This window comes from Sphingosinicella sp. BN140058 (assembly GCF_004135585.1).
Classification (GTDB): Bacteria; Pseudomonadota; Alphaproteobacteria; order Sphingomonadales; family Sphingomonadaceae; genus Allosphingosinicella.
In genome coordinates this window covers 2,416,216-2,437,204 of the sequence record NZ_CP035501.1, presented here as the reverse complement: position 1 = coordinate 2,437,204, position 20,989 = coordinate 2,416,216, and the positions used below count along the sequence as shown (strand labels likewise).

Below are 20,989 nucleotides of genomic sequence, written 5' to 3'. Positions count from 1 at the left end.
GACGATCATGAAATATCTGCACACGATGATCCGCGTTTCCGATCCGGAGGCGACGATCCGCTTTTTCGAGCTGCTCGGGCTCCGGCAGATCCGCCGGATGGACAATGAGAAAGGCCGGTTCAGCCTGATCTTCCTCGCCGCGCCGGGCGACGAACAGGCGCAGGTCGAGCTCACCCACAATTGGGACGAGAAAGGATATGGCGAAGGCCGCAACTTCGGCCACCTCGCCTACCGCGTCGACGATATCTACGAGACCTGCCAGCGGCTCATCGACAATGGCGTGGTGATCAACCGTCCGCCGCGGGACGGCCACATGGCGTTCGTCCGCACGCCCGACAATATCTCGATCGAGCTCCTCCAGGCCGGCGATCCGAAGCCGCCGGAGGAACCCTGGGCATCGATGCCGAACACCGGCCACTGGTAAGGCAAGCGAAACAAGGCCGAGCCGTCAAGGGGCGCTCTCCTCGTCGGCAGCAGCGAAGATGCAGGCCAGCATCTTCGTCTGCAAGGCGCTTCGAAGCTCAGGCCGGCCGAAAATCGCAGCGGAAAAATCGATCGTCAGGCGCTGCGCCGCAGGATTGTGTGCCGTGGTGCCGCCGCCGACACAGGTCCAGACGACGTCGTTTCCGCCAGCGCTTTGGGCAAGGATCAGAACCGGCTGGTTGCCGGCGGCGGCGCGGGCCAGTGCTGCGCGGAGGCACGCATTGTCCGACAATCCACACGCGCGAAGCTCGGCAGCGCTGATGGGAATCTCGCGCCGGAAGAAATTGTCGTAAGCGCTCAGCATCTCGACGGCAGCCCGAGAGAGCGCCTCGACTCGCCGATCTTCGGAGACGATCTTGATCGGCAAGGCAGGAGGGATCGAGGCAACAGCTTCGCTCGCCAACATTGCCGAGAGAGCAGCGGCGCACTGCGCCTGTCTGCTGAAAATCGTCACCGCGTCGCCCCCAATCTCGGCTGGACCAAGGTGCCGACCGGACGATCGAGGGTCAAGTGCGACACTGTTGCCGACCTTTCGGAAGTACGTGATCCGTTCGGCTGCTTTCGATAAGAAGACCCCATGATCGAGATCGTCCGCATCCCTGCTCTCTCCGACAATTACATCTGGCTGCTCCACGACCCGCAGTCCGCCGAGACGGTGGTGATCGATCCGGCCGAGGCCGCGCCGGTCCTCGCCGCCGCCGAGGCGCGGGGATGGCGGATCACGCAGATCTGGAACACGCATTGGCATCCCGATCATACCGGCGGCAATGCGGCTCTGAAGGAAGCGACCGGATGCACGGTGGCAGGCCCCGCCGGGGAGGCTGCGCGAATCCCGACGCTCGATCGCGAGGTGCGCGAAGGCGATCGGGTGCGGATCGGTGCGATCGAAGCCGACGTGATGGAGGTGCCGGCGCACACCGCCGGGCACATTGCCTACCATCTTCCCTCGGCGCAGGCGGCCTTCGTCGGCGACACCCTGTTCGCGATGGGCTGCGGCCGGTTGTTCGAGGGAACAGCCGCACAGATGCACGCCAATCTCCAGCGGCTCAGCAAGCTGCCCGCCGAGACCCGGGTCTATTGCGCGCACGAATATACGCTCTCCAACGGTCGCTTCGCACTCGTCGTGGAGCCCAACAATCAGGCGCTTCGCGATCGTATGGTGCGGGTGGAGGCGGCGCGCGCCGTCAATGAACCGACGGTACCGACGACGATCGCGCTCGAACGCGCGACCAACCCGTTCATGCGGGCACGATCGGCGGAGGAGCTCGCCGAAAGGCGGCTGGCCAAGGACGCTTTCCGGGGTTGAATCCGTCTGATCTGGATCAAGGGGTGCGTCCGAACGCCCGCCATGGCGTTCTCGCCTGCGAGGAGAATGACGATGAAGCGGATCCTGTTCCTGCCCCTGGCGGCCCTGGCCGGCTGCACCACCCAGCCGGCAGAGCGCGCGCCGGCGGGGGCGAGCCAGGCGGATCAGGCGCAGCTTGCGACCGAACTCGCCAATTACCGTCAGGCCGGCCCGCCGGTGAGCTGCGTTCCGACCCGCACTCTGCGCGGTAACCGGAGCGCCGGCGAGGCGGCGATCATATTCGAGGGCACGGGAAGGCGGATCTGGGTCAATCGTCCTGCCGCAGGCTGCCCGGCCCTGACCAGCAGCCGGGCGCTGCGGACGAAGACCACCACGTCGCAGCTCTGCCGCGGCGACATCGTCGACGTCTTCGATCCGGTGGCGGGCTTCCAATATGGCGGCTGCAGCCTCGGCGATTTCACGCCGTACGATCGCAATCCTAGGTAACGCGGCGCGCGCAGCGCGGCAGCTCTATTTCTTGTACAGCGCGTCCAGTCGCTCGTCGTAGATCTTGCGGATGACGTGGCGGCGGATCTTGATCGAAGGGGTGAGCTGCTCGTTCTCTACCGTGAACGCTTCATCGGCGAGGATGAAACGGCGCACCTTCTCGATCACCGAGAGATCCTTGTTGACCTGATCGACGGCGGCGCTGATTGCACGGACGTAATCGGGATCGCGGCGAAGCGCCTCGGGATCACGCTTCTTGCCCTGCGCCTTGGTCCACTCCGCCGTCCATTCGGGATCGGGGACGATGACCGCGACCAGATAGGGCCGCCGGTCGCCGACCACCATCGCCTGCAGAATCGGTTCCTGGAGGGTCAGCATGCCCTCCACTTTCTGAGGCGCGACATTGTCGCCCTTGTCGTTGACGATCAGATCCTTCTTCCGATCGGTGATCACCAGCCGGCCTTTCTCGTCGAGATGGCCGATGTCGCCGGTGTGCAGCCATCCGCCCTCCAGCGCCTGCTCGGTCTGAGACGGGTTGCGCCAATAGCCCTTCATGACCAGCTCGCCGCGGACCAGGATCTCGCCATCGTCGGCGATCCGGACTTCGGTATTCTTGAGCGGCGGTCCCACCGTGTCCATCTTGATCCCGGCGCTCGGCCGGTTGCAGCTGATTACCGGCGCCGCCTCGGTCTGGCCGTAGCCCTGGAGCAGGGTCAGACCGATCGAATGGAAGAAGATGCCGACGTCGGGGTTGAGCGGCGCGCCGCCCGAAACCAGGGCCTTGATCCGGCCGCCGAACCGGGCGCTGATCTTCGGCCGCAGGGTGCGTGAGAGCAGCAGGTCCATCGGCCGATCCCAGATCGGCACCGCACCGGCATAATCCTTCGCACCGATCTCGAGCGCCCGCTTCATCAGATAGTTGGTCACAGCGCCCTGCTTCTCGACGCTCTTGAGGATGCGCTGGCGCAGCACCTCGAACAGACGCGGGACCACCACCATGATCGTCGGCCGCACCTCCTCGATGTTGGAGGCGAGCTTCTCCAGACCTTCCGAATAATAGATCTGGCCGCCGATCCCGATCGGGAAGAACTGGCCGCCGCTATGCTCGTAGGCGTGGCTGGCGGGCAGGAACGACAGGAAGACCTCGTCGTCCCACCCGAAATCCTCGGCGATGACGGTGACGCAGCCTTCGACATTGTGGAGGATGGCGCCGTGATGCTGCATCACGCCGCGCGGCGCGCCCCCGGTCCCCGACGTATAGATCAGGCAGGCGAGGTCCTCGCGGCGGACGCGGTCCGCCTCGGCGGCAACGCCCGCGACGTCTGTCGGTGCGCCTTCGATCATCTCGTACCAGTCGTGAAAGGCGACATTGCCGGCCTGCCCACCCGGCAGCGGCTCCATCCCGATCACATGCTCGCAGCTGTTCGATCGGATCGCCGCCGGCAGCAGCGGCCGGGCCAGCTTGGCGGTCGATACGATCACCGCACGGGCGCCGCTGTCGCTCAGGATGTGGTTGTGATCGCGTTCCGTGTTGGTGATGTAGGTCGGCACGGTGACGCAGCCCGCGGCCATGATCGCGAGATCGGAGATGCACCATTCCGGCCGGTTCTCCGAGACCAGCATCACCCTGTCCCCCGACGCGAGACCGATCTTGCGCAGCGCCGCGGCGAGGGAGGCTACGCGCTCAGCGGCCTCGCGCCAGCTGATCGACCGCCATTCTCCCTCGGATTTCGACCACAGGAAGGGCCCATCGCCCTTTTCCGCGGCACGACTGAAGAACATCGTCACCAGATTAGGAAAGTGTTCGAACGCGCGCATGTCCCCTCCCAGGGTTTGTTCAATCGGCCGGTGCCCATGCTTGGGCTTCCCGGTGAATCACTGGCCGAGAGCGACGCCCTCGCTGCGGGGATCGGCGGCGCCGGCCCAATGCCCGTCGATCCGCTCGATCGCATTGGCCTTGAAGCCCGGGCTGACGACGGCGACCTGGTGCCCCATTGCACGCAGGGCCGGCGCCATCGCCTCGAGCGTGCCGCCGCGTTCCAGCCGCAACTGGTCTTCGAGGCCGATCATCACCGGCAGCGCGATCGCGTCCTGGGCGCTCATGTTCCAGTCGAGCACCGCGATCAGCGCCTTGGCGACCTGGGCGATGATCGTCACGCCGCCGGCCGCTCCGATCGCGATCCGGACCTCTCCGTCGGGACCATAAACGATGGTCGGCGCCATCGAGCTGCGCGGCCGCTTGCCGGGCTCGACCCGATTGGCGGTGGCGACGCCGTTCAGGTCGGGCACGATGTTGAAGTCGGTGAGCTCGTTGTTCAGGAAATAGCCGTTGGCCATCAGCCCGGAGCCGAACGGACCTTCGATCGTCGAGGTCATGTTGGCGACGTTGCCGGCACCATCGACGGCGACGAAGTGGGTGGTCGCCGGCACTTCGCCGTCCCGCACGGAGGCGACCTTGGGCGCCCCCCGCGGCGTTCCCGCGGTGACGTGCGCCAACGCCTTACCCGGCTGGATCAGCGCCGATCGCGCCTTCAGATAGGCGGGATCGATCATCCCTTCGACCGGCACCCGAACATTGTCGGGGTCGCCGACATAGGCCTCGCGGTCGGCATAAGCGAGGCGCATCGAGTCGCCGATCAGATGCCACGCTTCCGGGTCGTTGGGCCCGAGCTTGGCAATGTCGAACCGCTCGAGCTGCTTCAGGATCGCGAACACGGTGGTGCCGCCGGATGAGGGCGGACCCATTCCGCAGATGCGGTACTGCCGATAGGTGCCGCAGACCGGATCGCGCGCCTTCGCCTCATAGGACGCGATGTCGCCGACCTTCATCTGCGAAGGATTGCGTGCCGCACCATTGACGGCGCTGACGATCGCCTGGGCGTTCGGGCCCGTGTAGAACCATTCGGGGCCCCGGCTTGCAAGCTCGGTGAGGAAGCGGGCGAGCTCGGGATTGCGGACCGTTGTCCCGGCCGGCTTGGCGGTCCCGTCGGCATCGTAGAAGAGCCCGCGGCCGCTCGGCGTCGAGGCGGCGAGATCGGCGTTGGCCGCAAGCGTGCGCGCGAATCGCGGCGTGATCACGAAGCCGTCGCGCGCGAGGCGGATCGCCGGCTCGAACAGTTTCGCCCAGGGGAGCTTGCCATGCGCCTCGTGCGCGCGGGCCATCAGCCGGATATTGCCGGGCACGCCGACGCTGCGGCCGCCCGGGATGGCCTGGCGATACGGCAGAGGCTGGCCGGCCGCGGTGTAGAACCAGTTCGAACCGGCAGCCGCCGGCGCTTCTTCGCGGCCGTCGATCGTCGACATCCCACCGCTCGTTTCGTCATGGTAGACGAAGAAGCCGCCGCCGCCGATTCCCGACGATTGCGGCTCGACGACGGTGAGCGCCAGCATCATCGCCAGCGCAGCGTCGGCGGCGCTGCCACCTGCATTGAGGATCTCGCGTCCCGCCTCCGCCGCCCGCGGATCGGCGGCCGAAACCATGCCGGGGCGGGGCGCCACGGGAACAGTGGCGGCGGCGGACGCCGGAACGGCCCCGCTGTCGACGGCGGGCACCGCGGCGCAGGAAGCGAGAAGCGCCGAGAACGGCAGGATAAAATGGCGAAGCATGGCGGGACACTAGCTTTCCCGCGGGCTGCGGCAAGGCTTAAGAGGCAAGCCTCCGCGACCGCGCCTGTCCCACCAGGCGCTGCAGGCCGAACGGCAGCTCGCGCTTCCAGGCTTTCTCGTGAAAGAAGAAGGCGACGGCGTTGATGCCCGGCTCGATCAGGGCGATGCCTCCCGCGACGCTCCAGGATCCGGTGAACCAATAGGCGACGCTGAACCCTATCGTCAGGTGGATCGAGAGATAGGTGAGGGTCTTCAAGAGATCTGTCGGCATGGCTGCAATCCTGTCCACGCGCTTGTCGCGCGTCGGACGATGTCTGGCCAATGCAATGATGCGATCACTCTGATCGAGCTTGCGCCGGTTCGCTTCCGACCGCTTCGGCAACGCCGGCAAAGCCCTCGCGCGCGAGGAGCCGCTTGAGATCGGCCGCGATCCGCTTCGCCAAACCGGGCCCTTCATACACCAAGGCGCTGTACAGCTGCACCAGGCTCGCCCCGGCGCGAATTCGCGCCAGCGCATCGCTGCCGCTTTCGACGCCGCCGGCAGCGATCAGCGGGATCGCGCCGCCGGTTGCGCTCCGGAAGTTGCGGAGCCGTGCCAGTGCCAGCGCCTTGAGCGGCGCACCGGACAAGCCGCCGGCCTGATCACGATGCCGCGAACGCAGCACCGGCCGGCTGATCGTGGTGTTGGAGACGATCAGTGCATCGATCCGGCCGATCGACACCGCGGCGATGTCGTCGATGTCGGCGCGCTCGAGATCGGGCGCTAGCTTGAGGAAGATCGGCGGCGCGGCGGCGGACGCCGCCCGCGCCTCGACCACTGCCGAGAGCAGGTCCGCGAGCGCCGCCCGATCCTGCAGCGCGCGCAGGCCGGGCGTGTTGGGCGAGGAGATGTTGACGGTGAGATAATCGGCAAGCGGCGCCATTTCGGCGACACCGCGCGCATAATCGGCGACGCGATCGACGCTGTCCTTGTTCGCGCCGATGTTGACGCCGACGATCCCCACGCGGCTATCGCGCTTGGCAAGCCGGGCCTTAGCGGTCGCCAGCCCGCCATTGTTGAAACCCATGCGATTGATCACCGCACGATCCTCGGCCAGGCGAAACAGACGCGGCTTGGGATTGCCCGCCTGGGGCAGCGGCGTCACCGTGCCGACCTCCGCAAATCCGAAACCAAGGGCCAGCATTTGCCGATGAACTTCGGCGTCCTTGTCGAAGCCGGCGGCCAGCCCGATCGGGTTTGGAAAAGAGAGCCCGGCAACGTCCATCCGCAGCACCGGGTCGGACGTTTGGACCGGTGCCGCTACCGGCAGAACCTTGAGCGCTGCAATCGTCAAGCGATGTGCTCGCTCCGCATCCAGATTGAAGACGAGCGGGCGAAGCAGAGGATAGAGGGCCATGATCGCGCCTATGGCACAGCTCTCCCCACCGATCGAGCATGCGGAGAGCATTCCGGAATCGGGGCCGGGATGATCCCCGGCCCCTTCGCAGGATCAGCGGTTCGACAGCGCGACCGTCTCGCCCTTCGGCGCCGGCGGAGCGAGTTCCTCTTTGCCGGGCAGATCCCAACGGTCCATCGTGATCGCCGAACAGCCATAGGTCGCGCGGTTCCTGATCACGGCCGGCTGCAACGATGCGGCGAGCTCCGGCTGCTTTTCGGCAAGCACCTTGCGCGCATCGTCGAAATGCTCCGCATGGGCCAGGCCGAAGAATTTGCTCCCGGTCGAGAGTTTGACGTCCATGAAGGGGATGAAGTCTCCAAGATAGACGACCTCGCCGGCGCGAACCTGAAAGGTCGGAGCACCGAAACAATTGCTGGTAACGATCACGCCTTTGCCGACGGACGTGCCGGTGACGACGTAATCGCCGGCGGTCAGCCTGATCACGTGCACCTCCAGCGGCGCCTTGCGGTCGGAGCTTGCAACGAAGGTCGAATAGGTGGTCTTGTCGCCCTTCTTCTTCCAGTCCCGCGGCTGATAGACGAGGTCGCGTCCCTCGACGTCGTAGCGGGCCAGCGACAGCGAGGCCGATCGGCCGGCGCTGCCTTCGTCCGGACGACGGAATGCCAGCACCACGGCGCCTTCGCCGGGCGCCAGCGCGAACGAGGCCGCCGGATCGATCTTCTTGCCGAGGAAAACCGATCCCGGGCCTGCCGTCCCGTCAAGGTTCAGCGCCGGATCGGGCTGCAGCGCAAACGTCGTCCGCTCGGTAATTTCGCCCTGCACGTTTTCAGCGCCGACGACCGCGTTGAAATAGGCGTCACGCTGCGCGTCATCCATCGCAGCGACCTTGGCCGACGTTGCGGCGGAAGGCTCGACCAGGCGCCACCCCTTGATCATCAGGCAAGTGCGCCGATTAGCGCGTCGCTGCTGCCCTTCGGCAATCGCACCCGCGATGAGACCGCCGATGCCGGCCCCGATGCCGGCGGCGAGGGGGGAGATCACGGCCGGATTGTAATAATATGGCACGGTGCCGGTCGGCGTCTGCGAACCGCGCGCGATCAGCCGGCACTCCTGCCAGTCGGCGTCATATTGCGCACGGGTTGCTCCCGGTTTGTTGTAGAACCGGCTGTCCTTGAGATCGCGCGCCGCGTCCTTCGCGATGTCTTCGGCACTGTCGTCGGTCGGTGCCGGTGCGGTCTGAGCTGCGACCGCGGACAGCGGCAGCGACGTCGCGACGATCGCCGCGACGAACGATTGGAAACGCATTGATTTACCCCCTCAACTCCACGGAAAATGATCACCGGCTCCCCTGTGGGCGCGGCCGGATACGACCTCTATCGGGGCAAGCGGCAAAGGGTTGATTAACGCGGCGATCGGCGCCACATGCGCAATCGGACAGATTCGATCCGATTGGAACCATGCGCCTCACCTCCCTTGCGGACTATGCCGTCGTGATGATGGCCGCGGCCGCCCGCCGTCCGGCCGGTGCGCGGCTGTCGGCGACGGCGCTTTCCGAGGAAACCGGGGTGCCGCTGCCGACTGCGCAGAAACTGATGGGGCGGTTGGCCGGATCGGGCCTGCTCGTGTCGGCGCGGGGCACCGGCGGCGGCTTCACGCTGGCGCGCTCCGCGCCGCAGATCAGTCTGGCGGACATCGTCGAGGCGGTCGAAGGCCCGATCGCGATGACGACCTGCGCGGACGAGGCGCGCAGCGATTGCGTGCTCGAGGGCAATTGCCAGGTGAAGCCGCATCTTCTCGCCGTCAACGGCGCCATCCGCGGCGCCCTGCAGAATGTCAGCCTCGAAAGTCTCGCCGATGCCGCGATGCCGGCACCGCCCCGCGCCGCCGCCGCTGCCGAGCCCCAGTTACAAGGTGAAATGAAGTGAGTGACGTCAGGAACCGGGAAGCCCACGATGCCGCCGAGCGCGCGGCCACTTACGAATGGGGCTTCACCTCCGACATCGAGCAGGATTTCGCGCCCAAGGGCCTGTCGGAAGACACCGTCCGCTTCATCTCGGCCAAGAAGAACGAGCCGGAGTGGATGCTGGACTGGCGCTTGAAGGCCTATCGGAAATGGCTGGAGATGCAGTCGCCGGACTGGGCCAAGATGAAAGTGCCGCCGATCGATTATCAGGACGCTTTTTATTATGCGGCGCCGAAGGTGAAGCCCGAGCTCAAGTCGCTGGACGAGCTCGATCCTGAAATCCGCCGCACCTACGAGAAGCTCGGCATCCCGATCGAGGAGCAGAAGGTGCTCGCCGGCGTCGAGGGCGCGCGCAAGGTCGCGGTCGACGCGGTGTTCGACAGCGTCTCGGTCGCGACCACCTTTCGCGAGGAGCTGAAGCGGGCGGGGGTCATCTTCCTGTCCATCTCGGAAGCGATCCGCGAATATCCCGAGCTGGTGAAGAAGTGGCTCGGCAAGGTCGTGCCGATGCACGACAATTACTTCGCCACCTTGAACAGCGCGGTCTTCTCCGACGGCACCTTCGTCTACATTCCGGAAGGCGTCCGCTGCCCGATGGAGCTGTCCACCTATTTCCGGATCAACGCCGCCAATACGGGCCAGTTCGAACGAACGCTGATCGTCGCCGACAAGGGTTCCTACGTCTCCTATCTGGAGGGTTGCACGGCACCGATGCGCGATGAGAACCAGCTTCACGCCGCCGTGGTCGAGCTGGTCGCACTCGACGATGCCGAGATCAAATATTCGACCGTCCAGAACTGGTATCCGGGCGACGCCGAGGGCAAGGGCGGGATCTACAATTTCGTCACCAAGCGCGCGCTCTGTCAGGGCCGCAATTCCAAGGTGAGCTGGACCCAGGTCGAAACCGGATCGGCGATCACCTGGAAATATCCGTCCTGCGTGCTGGCAGGCGAGAATAGCGTCGGCGAATTCTACTCGGTCGCGCTCACCAACAATCGCCAGCAGGCCGACACCGGCACCAAGATGATCCACCTCGGCAAGAACAGCCGCTCGACGATCGTTTCCAAGGGGATCAGCGCCGGCCGCTCCGACAACACCTATCGCGGGCTCGTCCGGGTCGGCCCGACCGCCGAGAATGTCCGCAATTTCACCCAGTGCGATTCGCTGCTGCTCGGCGATCAGTGCGGCGCCCACACCGTGCCCTATATCGAAGTGCGCAACCCGACTGCGCAGATCGAGCATGAGGCGACGACCTCCAAGATCAGCGAGGACCAGCTTTTCTATGCGATGAGCCGCGGCCTCAACCAGGAAGATGCGGTGGCGCTGATCGTCAACGGCTTCGCCCGCGAGGTGCTGCAGCAATTGCCGATGGAGTTCGCGGTCGAGGCGCAAAAGCTGCTCGGCATCAGCCTCGAGGGGAGTGTGGGATAACCCATCGCGCCGCGCGCTCCGACCCATTCTGACGAAAGACGATGATGCTCAAGATTGACAACCTCCACGCCAACGTTGCCGAAAAGCCGATCCTCAAGGGCATCGATCTCGCCGTGAATGCCGGCGAGATCCACGCGATCATGGGGCCGAATGGCGCCGGCAAGTCGACCCTGGGCTATGTGCTCGGCGGCCGCGACGGCTATGAAGTGACGCAAGGCTCCGTCACCTTCGACGGCAAGGATCTGCTCGATATGGGCGCCGACGAGCGCGCTGCCGCCGGGCTGTTTCTCGGCTTCCAATATCCGGTCGAGATCCCGGGCGTTTCCAACGTACAATTCCTGCGCACCGCCCTCAATGCCCAGCGCCGTGCACGAGGCGAGGAGGAGATGTCGGCAGGCGATTTCCTGCGCCTGTCGCGCGCCCAGGCCGATGCGCTCGGCATATCGATGGACTTGATGAAGCGGCCGGTGAACGTCGGCTTCTCGGGCGGCGAGAAGAAGCGCAACGAGATGGTGCAGATGGGCATCCTCGATCCGAAGCTCGCCGTGCTCGACGAAACCGATTCCGGCCTCGACATCGATGCGCTGCGGGTGGTCGGCGAGGGGATCAATCGGATCATGCGCAAGCCGGACAAAGCGGTGCTGCTGATCACCCACTATCAGCGACTGCTCGACATCGTGCAGCCGGACTTCGTCCACGTTCTCGCGGCCGGGCGGATCGTCCGGTCCGGTGGCCCCGAACTCGCGCTGGAGCTCGAGCGCGAAGGCTATGGAGCGATGGCCGCATGAGCCTGCTCGAACTTCCGTCTCCGCGCGAGGAGGCGTGGCGCTGGAGCGATCTCTCGGCGTTGCCCGAGATCGCGGCGCGCGCACCGACCGGACAGATGCCCGCGCAGCTGCCGTGGCTCGACTGCGCAACGCCGGGTCCGCGCCTGCTGTTCGTCGATGGCAGACTGGATGCGGCGAACAGCGTGCTCGGCCCGATCACGATCGGACCTCTCGACACGCCCCTCGGCAGCCATGCGCTGGCACGGCTGATCGGCGGGGAGGGATGGACCCTGCGGCTCGCCGGCGGCCATGCGCCGCTCGGGCTCGTACAGGTCATTCATGTTTCCACCGGCGCGGCGGATCATCTTCCGGCCCGCATCGAGCTCGACGTCGACTCGCAGGCATCTGTGGTCGAGACCTTTCTCGGCGACGGCTGGGCCAATCGCCTCACGCACGTGACCCTCTACAGGGGCGCAAGGCTGATGCTGTCCCGGCGCATTCTGACAGCATCCGGCTATGTCAGCCTTGCCGACCGGGTCGTCGTCGGTGAAGGCGCCAGCTTCGTCCTGACGACGCTCGCGGCCGGGGCTGCCGACACCCGTCTCGACGGCGAGGTCCGGCTTGCCGGCGATGCCGGCTTCGCCGAAGTCGGTGGCGCCTTGCTGGCGAGAGGCCGCCAGCGTCATGACGCCAATCTCGTCATCCGCCACGAGCAGCCGAACGGCCAGAGCCGGCAGGTGTGGCGCTCGGTCGCCGACGATCAGGCGACCTGCTCGGTGGCTGCGCGAGTAGAGGTAGCGCGCGGCGCCCAGAAGACCGACGGCGAACAGTCCCTCAAGGGATTGCTGCTGTCGCGGACGGGCACGATCAATTCCAAGCCGGAGCTCGAGATCTTCGCCGACGACGTCAAGTGCGCGCACGGCGCAACGGTCGGCGAACTCAACCGCGATGCGCTTTTCTATCTTGCCAGCCGCGGCATCCCGCGGGCCGAGGCGAAGGCGCTGCTCACCGCCTCCTTCGTCGCCGACTCGATCGAGCGGATCGGCGAAGAAGACGTGCGCACCGCCTTCCTGGACGAGGCGAATGCCTGGCTCGGGCGGGAGGAGGATGCGTGATGGACGTGCTCTCGCCAACCCGGCCCCTCGACCACGTTGCCGATTTCCCCGCGATTCCGAATGGCTGGTCCTATCTCGACACTGCAGCGACCGCGCAGAAGCCGCAGCCGGTCATCGACGCGATCGCACGTGGCTATTCCGAGACCTATGCGACGGTCCACCGCGGCGTCTACCAGCGTTCGTCGGAGATGACCTTGGCGTTCGAAGCGGCGCGGCGTCGGGTGGCGCGGTTCATCGGCGCGCCGTCGAGCGATGAGGTGATCTTCGTGCGCGGTGCCACGGAAGGGATCAACCTGGTCGCGCAGAGCTGGGGAGGCGCCAATCTGAAGCCTGGCGACCGCATCATGCTGTCGATGCTCGAACACCATTCGAACATCGTACCCTGGCAGCTGGTCGCGGAACGCACCGGCGCTGCGATCGACGTCGCGCCGCTCACCGAAGACGGCCGCATCGATCTGGATGCGATGGCGCGCATGCTGACGCCGCAGCACAAGATCGTCGCGCTCGCCCACGTCTCGAACGTGCTCGGATCGGTGCTCGACGCGAAGCGGGCGGCCAAGCTTGCCCACGGCGTCGGCGCGCTGCTGCTGCTCGACGGGTGTCAAGCGGTGCCACGCCTGCCCGTCGATGTCGCCGATCTCGACTGCGATTTCTACGTCTTTTCCGGCCACAAGCTCTACGGCCCGACCGGGATCGGCGTGCTTTGGGGCCGCACGCATCTGCTCGGCGCGATGCCGCCCTGGCAGGGCGGCGGCGCGATGATCGACAGGGTGAGCTTCGAGGGGACCACCTATGCGCCGCCGCCGGCGCGCTTCGAGGCGGGGACGCCGCACGTCGTCGGCGTACTCGGGCTCGAGGCAGCGATCGACTATGTCGAGGCCATCGGGCTCGACGCGATCAGTGCGCACGAGAATGCCCTGGTGCGCGAGGCACGCGACGCCTTGTCGTCGATCAATAGCCTCCGCGTATTCGGGCCGGACGACAGTGCCGGCATCGTCAGCTTTGCGCTCGAAGGGGTGCATCCGCACGACATCGGCACCATATTGGACGAGAGCCGGGTGGCGATCCGTGCCGGGCACCATTGCGCCCAGCCGCTGATGCGCCATCTGGGAGTCGATGCGACGGCGCGGGCCAGCTTCGGCGTTTATAATGGGCCACGCGACATCGACGCGCTGGTCCGCGGGATCGAACGGGTGACGAGAATCTTCGGATGAACCAGGAACGCAAGATAGAGATCGAGGAAGTGACCGAAGCGCCTGCGCCTCCGAAGGCGCGGGTCAGCGACGTGGTCGAGACGTTCGAGCGCAAGCGCGACTATCTCGATGGCTTCCTGTCGCAACAGGCCGGGCCGGCGGAGCCGTCCGCGGGTGCGCCGGGCGGCGACCTCTACGAGGCGGTGATCGACGCGCTCAAGGAGATTTACGACCCCGAAATCCCGGTCAACATCTACGATCTCGGCCTCATCTACAATGTCGAGATCACGCCCGAGCATCACGCCCGGGTGCAGATGACGCTCACCACGCCTCATTGTCCGGTCGCGGAGTCGATGCCCGGCGAGGTCGAACTCCGCGTCGGAGCGGTGCCGGGGATCGGCGACGCTCAGGTCGAACTCGTCTGGGATCCGCCTTGGGATCCGCAGAAGATGTCGGACGAAGCCAAGCTCGAACTTGGCATGTTGTGAGGACGAGATGACGGACACTCTGACCAAGACCCACCGTCCGCGTCCGGCGGCACTGATCCTCACGCCCAGTGCGGAAGCGCGAATTGCGACGCTGATGGCGAAGGCGCCCGAAGGCACGATCGGCGTCAAGCTGTCGACGCCCCGCCGCGGCTGCTCCGGCCTTGCCTATTCGGTCGACTATGTCACCGAAGCCAAGCCGCTCGACGAACGGATCGAAACGCCGGCCGGTCCCTTCTTCGTCGATGGATCGTCGATCCTGTATCTGATCGGATCGACGATGGACTGGAAGGAGGACGATTTCACCGCCGGCTTCGTCTTCACCAATCCCAATGCCAAGGGCACCTGCGGCTGCGGCGAGAGCTTCACCGTCTAAGTCGTTCGTCGCCGACCATAAAGCCAAGCGCCGTCGGAGTCGTCCGGCGGCGTTTTCGTTTGCACGCCGGCCCCGGAACGACTCCCCGGCTTGCTCGTATTATCCGCCCCGCCTGCCGGCGTCGGGAAGGAGAGTGCGACGGGATTCGAGAGGCGAGCCATGGTGTGCGTATCGTTAACGCATTCGGATCATGATGACGTTCGTTCCACACCCGCATCGGGGAGGGCGAATTGAGCAACGACCGCGATTTCATCCGCCAGGTTCAAGGCTATGGCCTGATGACTGCCGAGATCAGCTACTACATGCCGGACCATCCCGATCTCATCCAATTGTTCGTCTGGCAGGACTATGATCTGGCGCCACGCTTTCCGATCCTCCACCGCTTCCTCGACCACTGGCGCACCGATATCGACGCGGCGATCCACTCGGTCCGGATCGCCCATCAGCATCTCATCCGCCCTGCCGAGTGGCGGGCAGTGGATGGCGTGATCACGATCAACTAGAGCGCGTTCTCCACGGGGGGAACGATGACCAGGATTGTGCAATACATGGCAGCCGTTGCAGCCGTCTGCCTCGCTGCGACGGCGCTCGCCAACGACAGCACCGCCGAGACCGCCGCCGGCGGGCTCGTGCTGACGCGCACGGACGCGATCGACATGGTCTCCGAAGATCTGTTCGTATCGGCGGAGAAGGTGCGGGTGCGCTATGTCTTCCGCAACCGCACCGGCAAGGATGTCAGGACGACGGTCGCCTTTCCGATGCCCGACGACGAACTGGCCAACCGCGAATATGGCGATATCGCCTTTCCGCACGATTTCACCACCAAGGTTGATGGGAAGCCGGTCGGAATGTCGGTCGAGCGCAAGGCGATGCTCGGCGGCGAGGACCACACTGCTTTGCTCGCCGCGTTGAGCGTGCCGCTGTCGGACGATCCGGGTGCGCGGCTCGATCGGCTCGCGAAGGCCGAGCAGGATCGATTGCTCGCCCTCGGGCTCGTTCAAGCGGACGAATCTGATGCCGGCGCAGGCGCAGAGCGCCACCTCGCGCCGCTCTGGACGGTTCGCGAGACCCATTATTGGGAGCAGGTCTTTCCGGCGGGCCGCGATCTCCTCGTTGAGCATGAATATGTCCCGGGAACGGGGGGAAGCGTCGGAACGCCTCTGGTACTGCCAGGCTTCAGGGACTCGCCGGAAGGCAAGGCGCTGATCGCCGAATATTGCATCGATCCCGCTTTCCTGGGCGGCGTCGACCGGCTCGCCCGCCAGATGAGTGGTGAGACCGCTTCTCTTCCGGATCGCACCGTCAGCTACGTGCTCAAGACCGGCGCCAACTGGCGGTCGCCGATCGGCAGCTTCCGGCTCGTCGTCGACAAGGGCGCGCCCGAGAATCTCGTCAGCTTCTGCGCCGACGGGGTACGCAAGATCGGGCCGACCCAGTTCGAAGTGCGGCACCAAAACTGGCGGCCGGCTGCCGATCTGCACGTGCTGATCATCAGCCCGCGAGGCCGGTGATCGCCGGCGAGGCCGTCAGAACCCCAGGGTGAAGCGAATCGCGCCGCCAAGATCGGATTCGGCACCGGAGATGTGGCCCGGCTGGCGGCGCGCAAAAGCGTTGGCACTGACATAGCCGCTCCACATGCCGACGCCATAGGCCGCCTCGAAGTCTATCTCGCGCCCCGTCGGCGCAAGGTTGAAGACGCGGCGTTCGTAGCCGACGCTGCCGTCTGCATAATCGTAGGAAACGGGCAGGTTGATGTCGTAGCCGCCGGAACGGACGCGCAACGGCTGCATCAGCCGGATCGCCAGCATGTCGCCTGTACGGAAGGCGTTCCGCCTGGCAAGGTCCATCGCCCAGGCATCGCTCGTCAGCCTGCCGCCGGTGGCCAGCAGACCCGACGACAGCGTGGTGGTGCCCCGGCGGTAGCTTGCATACGCGCTCCAACCGTCGCCCAGCGAAACATCCGCGGCGGCATCCGCGAACCAGCTGGTTGCGCCGCCGTTGCTGAAGCTCGAGGCGAGGCGTCCGCCAAGGATCGTCTCCCGCTCGTCGAGCCGAGTCGCGCCAAGGCTGAGCCTGGCCGAACCGATGCGCCGGTCGAAGGTGACCGCGCCGACCGTATAGCCGGGAAGAGCGGCTCGGCGGGCGCGCTGCACGCCATCTTGATAAACGTCGCCGCGCTCGCCGGTGACGGTCAACCCGACGGCGCCGAGATCGTGCCGGAGGCCGATGCTGGCGCTGTTGCTGCCGTAAAAACCCATTTTCCCGCTGGGATCGCGAGCGACGAGGAAGGCAGTGCCATATTGGCCGCTCAGGCGCTGCTGGAGTGCCCGGCCACTCTCCGAGAAACCGAGCGCCAGGGCGGTGTTCGGGCTGATTCGGCTGACCATCATTCCGGAGAGGACGCGCGCTCGGCGTCCATCTTCGTAGGTGAGGCCAAGCTGGGCGAGACCGACCTGCGGCTGTGTGCCTTGGCGCCGGTCGAGGGTGAGCGAGACCGCGACCATCCTGTTCTGGACGGTGGCGCTGCGCTGGTCGCCGACCAAGCCGCGGGCGAGCGGACGCTCCTGCGGCGCCTGAAGGAGGCGGGTGGTGAGATCGGCAACGAAGGCGCGCGAATAGCCGTCGAGAACGATCGCACCCTTCATCGTGCCCGCCGAGCTGGCATCGCCCATCGCTCCGGAGCCGGAGCCGGCGATGGCCGGGACCGGCGCGGCGCTGCCGGCCATGGTAATTGCGCCTTGCGGCTGGAATGCGCGCTGCAGGTTGAGGATGCCCCGGCCGAATTCCGCGTCGGTGCCGGCGGCGCCGGCATCGTCCGCAGTGGTGAGCAGCAACTCGACGATCTGGTGCCCCGTGAGATTGGGAAAGGCCTGCGCGAGCAGGGCAGCGGCCCCGGTGACCACCGGCGCCGAGAAGGACGTACCGCTCCACAAGGTGCCGGTGCCGTTCTCGTCGATGGTGCGGACTCGGACGCCGAGTGCGGTGAGGTAATAGCCGGAACCGCTGCCGGCTTTGTTCGAGAAATCCGCCAACGCCCGCGCACTGTCATGGGCACCTGCGATGATGACGAGGCCATTGCTCTGACGCGCCGCCCCGACCGCGAAGGCGCTCGGATCGGCGGCCGAATCGTTACCCGCCGAAATCACCATGACCACGCCGGCTGCGCTCGCCCGCCGGACCGCGCTCAGCATCGTCGAGCCGATGCCGTCGCCGCCGAGCGAGATGTTGATCACACGGGCTCCGTTCGCGACCGCGATGTCGATCCCCTGCGCGATGTCGTTGTCGTTGTGCTTGCAGCCGTCTTCGTCGTCGCAATCGTTCGGATTGGAGCTGTTCAGCGAAATGATCGTCGATTCAAAGGCGAGCCCGACATTCTGAGTGCCGTTGCGCGCAGCCGCGATCACACCGGACACGGCCGTGCCGTGGCCCTCGCTGTCCGCGACCCCGCGATTGGCGACCAGGTCGCGGCTCGCCGGGTCGATTCGGCCGGCGAACTCCGCCAAACTGGAATTCAGACCCGTGTCGATCACCCCGACCTTGATGCCGCGCCCGGTCGCCCCCGCATTCCAGGCGGTAATCGCCCCGGCCGAGACCGCACCGTTGGAGCGCTGATATTCGGCATCATTGAAGTTCACTGCCGTGGGTGCCGGCGGAGGTGGCGGAGGCGGTGGCGGTGGCGGCGGTGGAGCGGGAGGGGGCGGCACCGGGGGTGGCGCGATCGGCGCGGGAGAAGGACGCGCCCCGCCGCCGCCACCGCCGCAACCGGCTACCGCAAGCGCGAATGCGCAGGTCGACAGGATCAGAATGTGCTTGTCCCAACGCCGTTCCATCGCCACTCCCACGGTGCTAACCGCCCGAAAAGTTTAGGAAATCCTAACCATCTTATAGAGGCCACCTGCTTTCATTTTGATGAAGACACCGTCTGTTGTACGGCCGCGCGATGCTGCCTGCGCTTCGCCACATCGACTGCTGGATCTTCGACCTCGACAACAGCCTGTATCCCGCCTCGACGAACCTCTTCGAACTTATCGACATTCGGATGGGGCGTTTCATCCAGGAACTGCTCGGATGCGATGCGGAGGAGGCCAGGCGGGTTCAGAAGGGCTATTTCCATGAGCATGGTACGACCCTGGCAGGTCTGATGAAGGCGCACGGTACCGATCCACGCACCTTCCTCGACTATGTTCACGATATCGATCTTGCCCGGATCACGGCCGATCCGCGCGTCGTCGATGCGCTCGATCGTCTGCCGGGACGCAAGTTCGTGTTCACCAATGGTGACGAGCGCTATGCCGGCCGCGTTCTCGATAGGCTCGGCCTAGCCAATGCCTTCGACGGGCTGCACGACATCCATGCGATGGACTATGTGCCCAAACCCGATCCGCGTGCTTACGCTGCGATGTGCGCCCGCTTCGAGATCGTGCCGACCTCCGCCTTGTTCGTGGAGGACATGGCGCGAAACCTGATCCCGGCCAAGGCGCTCGGCATGTGCACGGTGTGGGTGGACAATGGCTCCGAACAGGCCGGGCGCGAGGCCCATCCGGCCTTTATCGATTACCGAACCGCCGATATCGGCGAGTGGCTCACCGATATCGTGAAAGAGGAACATCCATGACCGACGCCGCCCTTCAGCAGACCATCGAGGCCGCGTGGGACCGGCGTGACTCCCTCGGCGCCGACGACACGGAGGTTCGCGACGCCATCGAGGCCGCGCTGGCCGCGCTGGACAAAGGCGATGCCCGCGTAGCGGAGAAGGGCGCCGACGGATGGACGGTCAATCAGTGGCTCAAGAAGGCGGTCCTCCTCTCGTTCCGGCTCACCCCTATGGAGACGATCGCCGGCGGGCCGGGCGGTGCACATTGGTGGGACAAGGTGCCGTCCAAATTCGCCGCAATGGGCGAGGCCGAGTTCGGCGCCGCAGGCTTTCGCGCGGTGCCGGGGGCGATCGTGCGCCGCGGTGCGTTCATCGGCAAGGGCGCCGTGCTGATGCCGAGCTTCGTTAACATCGGCGCCTATGTGGGCGAAGGGACGATGGTCGACACCTGGGCGACCGTCGGCAGCTGTGCACAGATCGGCAAGAACGTCCATATTTCGGGCGGCACGGGGATCGGCGGCGTGCTCGAGCCGCTTCAGGCCGGTCCGGTGATCATCGAGGACAATTGCTTCATCGGCGCCCGTTCCGAAGTCGCCGAAGGCGTGATCGTCGAAGAGGGCGCGGTGTTGTCGATGGGCGTGTTCCTGGGCGCGTCGACCAAGATCGTCGACCGCGATTCGGGCGAAACCTTCGTCGGCCGGGTGCCCGCTTATTCGGTGGTCGTCCCCGGCACCTTGCCGTCCCGGAACGGTGGCCCGAGTCTCGCCTGTGCGGTGATCGTCAAGCGCGTCGACGCGCAGACGCGCTCGAAGACCAGCATCAACGAACTGCTGCGCGACTGATCTATCGGGGCGGAACGGCTGCGCCTACCGCCTCGCCTCATCGAGCAGCCGCGCCGCGTCCTTGCCGGCCCAATCCTCGTCGCCGACGAAGCGCCAGACTTCCTTCCCTTGCGCGTCGTAGAGGATCGTGGTCGGCAGAGTGGCGATGCCGAGCGCGGCCATCATTTTCATCTCGGGATCGAGCCAACCCTCGAGCTGGCTGAACTTGCCGGCTTCAAGGAAAGTGTCGACCTTGTTGCGGCCCTCCATGTCCTGACTGAGCGTCACGACCTGGAGCCGGTCGCCTTCCCGCGCCGCCAGCGCATCGAGGGTGGGCATTTCCTTGATGCAGGGCGCGCACCATGTCGCCCACAGGTTGAGCAGCAGCGGTCTGCCGCGGAAATCGGCGAGAGTCGCCGGTTCGCCGTCCGGATCCTGGAAAGCGACATCGGGGGCGGCGGCACCGGCATGGCTGCGGTCGAGACCGCCCAGCGCGCGGGGCGACGACGTCGAGGGCGCCGTGAGGGCGCTGTTTTGCGGCGGCTCCGGCTGCGTCCCGGCGGGTCCGCATCCACCGGCACAAAGAACAAGAAGAAGGGGGAACCACCGCATGTCCACGCGGTTACGACCCCCGGCGCACGCGGGCAACCGCTGCGTCACCTCGTTCTTTTTCAATCGACCCTCCCGCACTCCCGGTTTATGCCTCTCCAGATGAGAAAAGCCCTTCTGCTCGCCCTGTTGCCGCTTGCCGCCTGCGGCCAGGTCGAGCCGCTTCAGCCTGCCGTCGGATCGCGCCCTCCGGTCGCCCCGGCGCAGTCCGCCCGGGCGCCGACCACGGAAGAGATGCTGACGGCCCCGCCGATCGCCCGGCCTGTGCGTCAGGAGGACACGCTGCGCCGATCCGAAGAGCGCGAGGACGATCCCTTCGACCTGCCGCCACGCTAGAGCCGATCAGCTGGCGAC

23 protein-coding genes are annotated in these 20,989 nt (G+C 66.1%); 15 read left to right on the top strand and 8 right to left on the bottom strand.

The features are described 5' to 3' along the window. The first annotated feature begins 7 nt into the window (after positions 1–7). Positions 8–424 carry a VOC family protein gene (locus tag ETR14_RS11060; protein WP_129384653.1) on the top strand — a complete coding sequence of 139 codons (417 nt, stop codon included), beginning with the start codon at positions 8–10 and terminating at the stop codon, positions 422–424. Positions 425–448: 24 nt separating this feature from the next. On the opposite strand, the gene ETR14_RS11055 is transcribed toward ETR14_RS11060, so the two are convergent. Continuing rightward, positions 449–850 carry a hypothetical protein gene (locus ETR14_RS11055; protein ID WP_129384652.1) on the bottom strand — a complete coding sequence of 134 codons (402 nt, stop codon included), beginning with the start codon at positions 848–850 and terminating at the stop codon, positions 449–451. 210 nt (positions 851–1,060) lie between these two features. Between ETR14_RS11055 and gloB the strand changes: the two genes are divergently transcribed. Next, a complete protein-coding gene (gene gloB, locus ETR14_RS11050) occupies positions 1,061–1,789 on the top strand; it encodes a hydroxyacylglutathione hydrolase (RefSeq protein ID WP_129384651.1) in 729 nt (242 codons plus the stop codon). A 72-nt stretch (positions 1,790–1,861) separates the two neighbouring features. Beyond that, on the top strand, positions 1,862–2,275 hold the full coding sequence (locus ETR14_RS11045; RefSeq protein ID WP_129384650.1) for a hypothetical protein: 414 nt from the start codon (positions 1,862–1,864) through the stop codon (positions 2,273–2,275). A gap of 24 nt (positions 2,276–2,299) precedes the next feature. Here the strand turns inward: ETR14_RS11045 and ETR14_RS11040 are convergent, their stop codons facing one another. The 5 genes from ETR14_RS11040 to ETR14_RS11020 form a co-directional block, all read right to left on the bottom strand. Continuing rightward, on the bottom strand, positions 2,300–4,093 hold the full coding sequence (locus ETR14_RS11040) for a long-chain fatty acid--CoA ligase (RefSeq protein ID WP_129384649.1): 1,794 nt from the start codon (positions 4,091–4,093) through the stop codon (positions 2,300–2,302). Between the two features lie 57 nt (positions 4,094–4,150). Beyond that, entirely contained in the window at positions 4,151–5,881 is a 1,731-nt protein-coding gene (gene ggt, locus ETR14_RS11035) for a gamma-glutamyltransferase (RefSeq protein WP_129384648.1), read from the bottom strand. Positions 5,882–5,918: 37 nt separating this feature from the next. Then, positions 5,919–6,152 (bottom strand): DUF2061 domain-containing protein, encoded by a 234-nt coding sequence (locus ETR14_RS11030; protein WP_129384647.1) that lies wholly within the window; start codon positions 6,150–6,152, stop codon positions 5,919–5,921. Positions 6,153–6,216: 64 nt separating this feature from the next. Further along, positions 6,217–7,278 (bottom strand): quinone-dependent dihydroorotate dehydrogenase, encoded by a 1,062-nt coding sequence (locus ETR14_RS11025; protein ID WP_129384646.1) that lies wholly within the window; start codon positions 7,276–7,278, stop codon positions 6,217–6,219. 93 nt (positions 7,279–7,371) lie between these two features. Beyond that, entirely contained in the window at positions 7,372–8,586 is a 1,215-nt protein-coding gene (locus ETR14_RS11020) for a hypothetical protein (protein ID WP_129384645.1), read from the bottom strand. A gap of 152 nt (positions 8,587–8,738) precedes the next feature. On the opposite strand from ETR14_RS11020, the gene ETR14_RS11015 reads away from it, so the two are divergent. The 9 genes from ETR14_RS11015 to ETR14_RS10975 all read left to right on the top strand — a co-directional run bounded on the left by ETR14_RS11015 (position 8,739) and on the right by ETR14_RS10975 (position 16,122). After that, positions 8,739–9,206, top strand: a complete 468-nt coding sequence (locus ETR14_RS11015; RefSeq protein ID WP_129384644.1) for an Rrf2 family transcriptional regulator — start codon at positions 8,739–8,741, stop codon at positions 9,204–9,206. Further along, complete coding sequence (gene sufB / locus ETR14_RS11010) at positions 9,203–10,675, top strand: Fe-S cluster assembly protein SufB (RefSeq protein ID WP_129384643.1); 1,473 nt, start codon at positions 9,203–9,205, stop codon at positions 10,673–10,675. Before ETR14_RS11015 ends, sufB begins: the two co-directional genes overlap by 4 nt. Positions 10,676–10,719: 44 nt before the next feature. Beyond that, complete coding sequence (sufC, locus tag ETR14_RS11005) at positions 10,720–11,463, top strand: Fe-S cluster assembly ATPase SufC (RefSeq protein WP_129391707.1); 744 nt, start codon at positions 10,720–10,722, stop codon at positions 11,461–11,463. Beyond that, complete coding sequence (locus ETR14_RS11000; protein WP_129384642.1) at positions 11,460–12,557, top strand: SufD family Fe-S cluster assembly protein; 1,098 nt, start codon at positions 11,460–11,462, stop codon at positions 12,555–12,557. The genes sufC and ETR14_RS11000 overlap by 4 nt, the downstream gene beginning before the upstream one ends. Next, complete coding sequence (locus ETR14_RS10995) at positions 12,557–13,771, top strand: cysteine desulfurase (RefSeq protein ID WP_129384641.1); 1,215 nt, start codon at positions 12,557–12,559, stop codon at positions 13,769–13,771. The genes ETR14_RS11000 and ETR14_RS10995 overlap by 1 nt, the downstream gene beginning before the upstream one ends. Beyond that, complete coding sequence (locus ETR14_RS10990; protein ID WP_129384640.1) at positions 13,768–14,238, top strand: SUF system Fe-S cluster assembly protein; 471 nt, start codon at positions 13,768–13,770, stop codon at positions 14,236–14,238. Before ETR14_RS10995 ends, ETR14_RS10990 begins: the two co-directional genes overlap by 4 nt. Positions 14,239–14,245: 7 nt before the next feature. After that, a complete protein-coding gene (locus ETR14_RS10985) occupies positions 14,246–14,611 on the top strand; it encodes an iron-sulfur cluster assembly accessory protein (protein ID WP_129384639.1) in 366 nt (121 codons plus the stop codon). A gap of 278 nt (positions 14,612–14,889) precedes the next feature. Further along, complete coding sequence (locus ETR14_RS10980) at positions 14,890–15,114, top strand: usg protein (RefSeq protein ID WP_129391704.1); 225 nt, start codon at positions 14,890–14,892, stop codon at positions 15,112–15,114. A gap of 24 nt (positions 15,115–15,138) precedes the next feature. Then, entirely contained in the window at positions 15,139–16,122 is a 984-nt protein-coding gene (locus ETR14_RS10975) for a DUF4424 domain-containing protein (RefSeq protein ID WP_129384638.1), read from the top strand. Between the two features lie 15 nt (positions 16,123–16,137). On the opposite strand, the gene ETR14_RS10970 is transcribed toward ETR14_RS10975, so the two are convergent. Beyond that, complete coding sequence (locus tag ETR14_RS10970; RefSeq protein ID WP_165356404.1) at positions 16,138–18,246, bottom strand: S8 family peptidase; 2,109 nt, start codon at positions 18,244–18,246, stop codon at positions 16,138–16,140. A gap of 305 nt (positions 18,247–18,551) precedes the next feature. Between ETR14_RS10970 and ETR14_RS10965 the strand changes: the two genes are divergently transcribed. Continuing rightward, positions 18,552–19,226: a pyrimidine 5'-nucleotidase gene (locus ETR14_RS10965; protein ID WP_129384636.1), complete on the top strand. Its 675-nt coding sequence runs from the start codon at positions 18,552–18,554 to the stop codon at positions 19,224–19,226. Continuing rightward, a complete protein-coding gene (gene dapD / locus ETR14_RS10960; protein ID WP_129384635.1) occupies positions 19,223–20,047 on the top strand; it encodes a 2,3,4,5-tetrahydropyridine-2,6-dicarboxylate N-succinyltransferase in 825 nt (274 codons plus the stop codon). The genes ETR14_RS10965 and dapD overlap by 4 nt, the downstream gene beginning before the upstream one ends. 24 nt (positions 20,048–20,071) lie before the next feature. Here the strand turns inward: dapD and ETR14_RS10955 are convergent, their stop codons facing one another. Further along, a complete protein-coding gene (locus ETR14_RS10955) occupies positions 20,072–20,638 on the bottom strand; it encodes a TlpA disulfide reductase family protein (protein WP_129384634.1) in 567 nt (188 codons plus the stop codon). A gap of 99 nt (positions 20,639–20,737) precedes the next feature. Between ETR14_RS10955 and ETR14_RS10950 the strand changes: the two genes are divergently transcribed. Beyond that, on the top strand, positions 20,738–20,971 hold the full coding sequence (locus ETR14_RS10950) for a hypothetical protein (protein WP_129384633.1): 234 nt from the start codon (positions 20,738–20,740) through the stop codon (positions 20,969–20,971). The last annotated feature ends 18 nt before the right edge of the window (positions 20,972–20,989 follow it).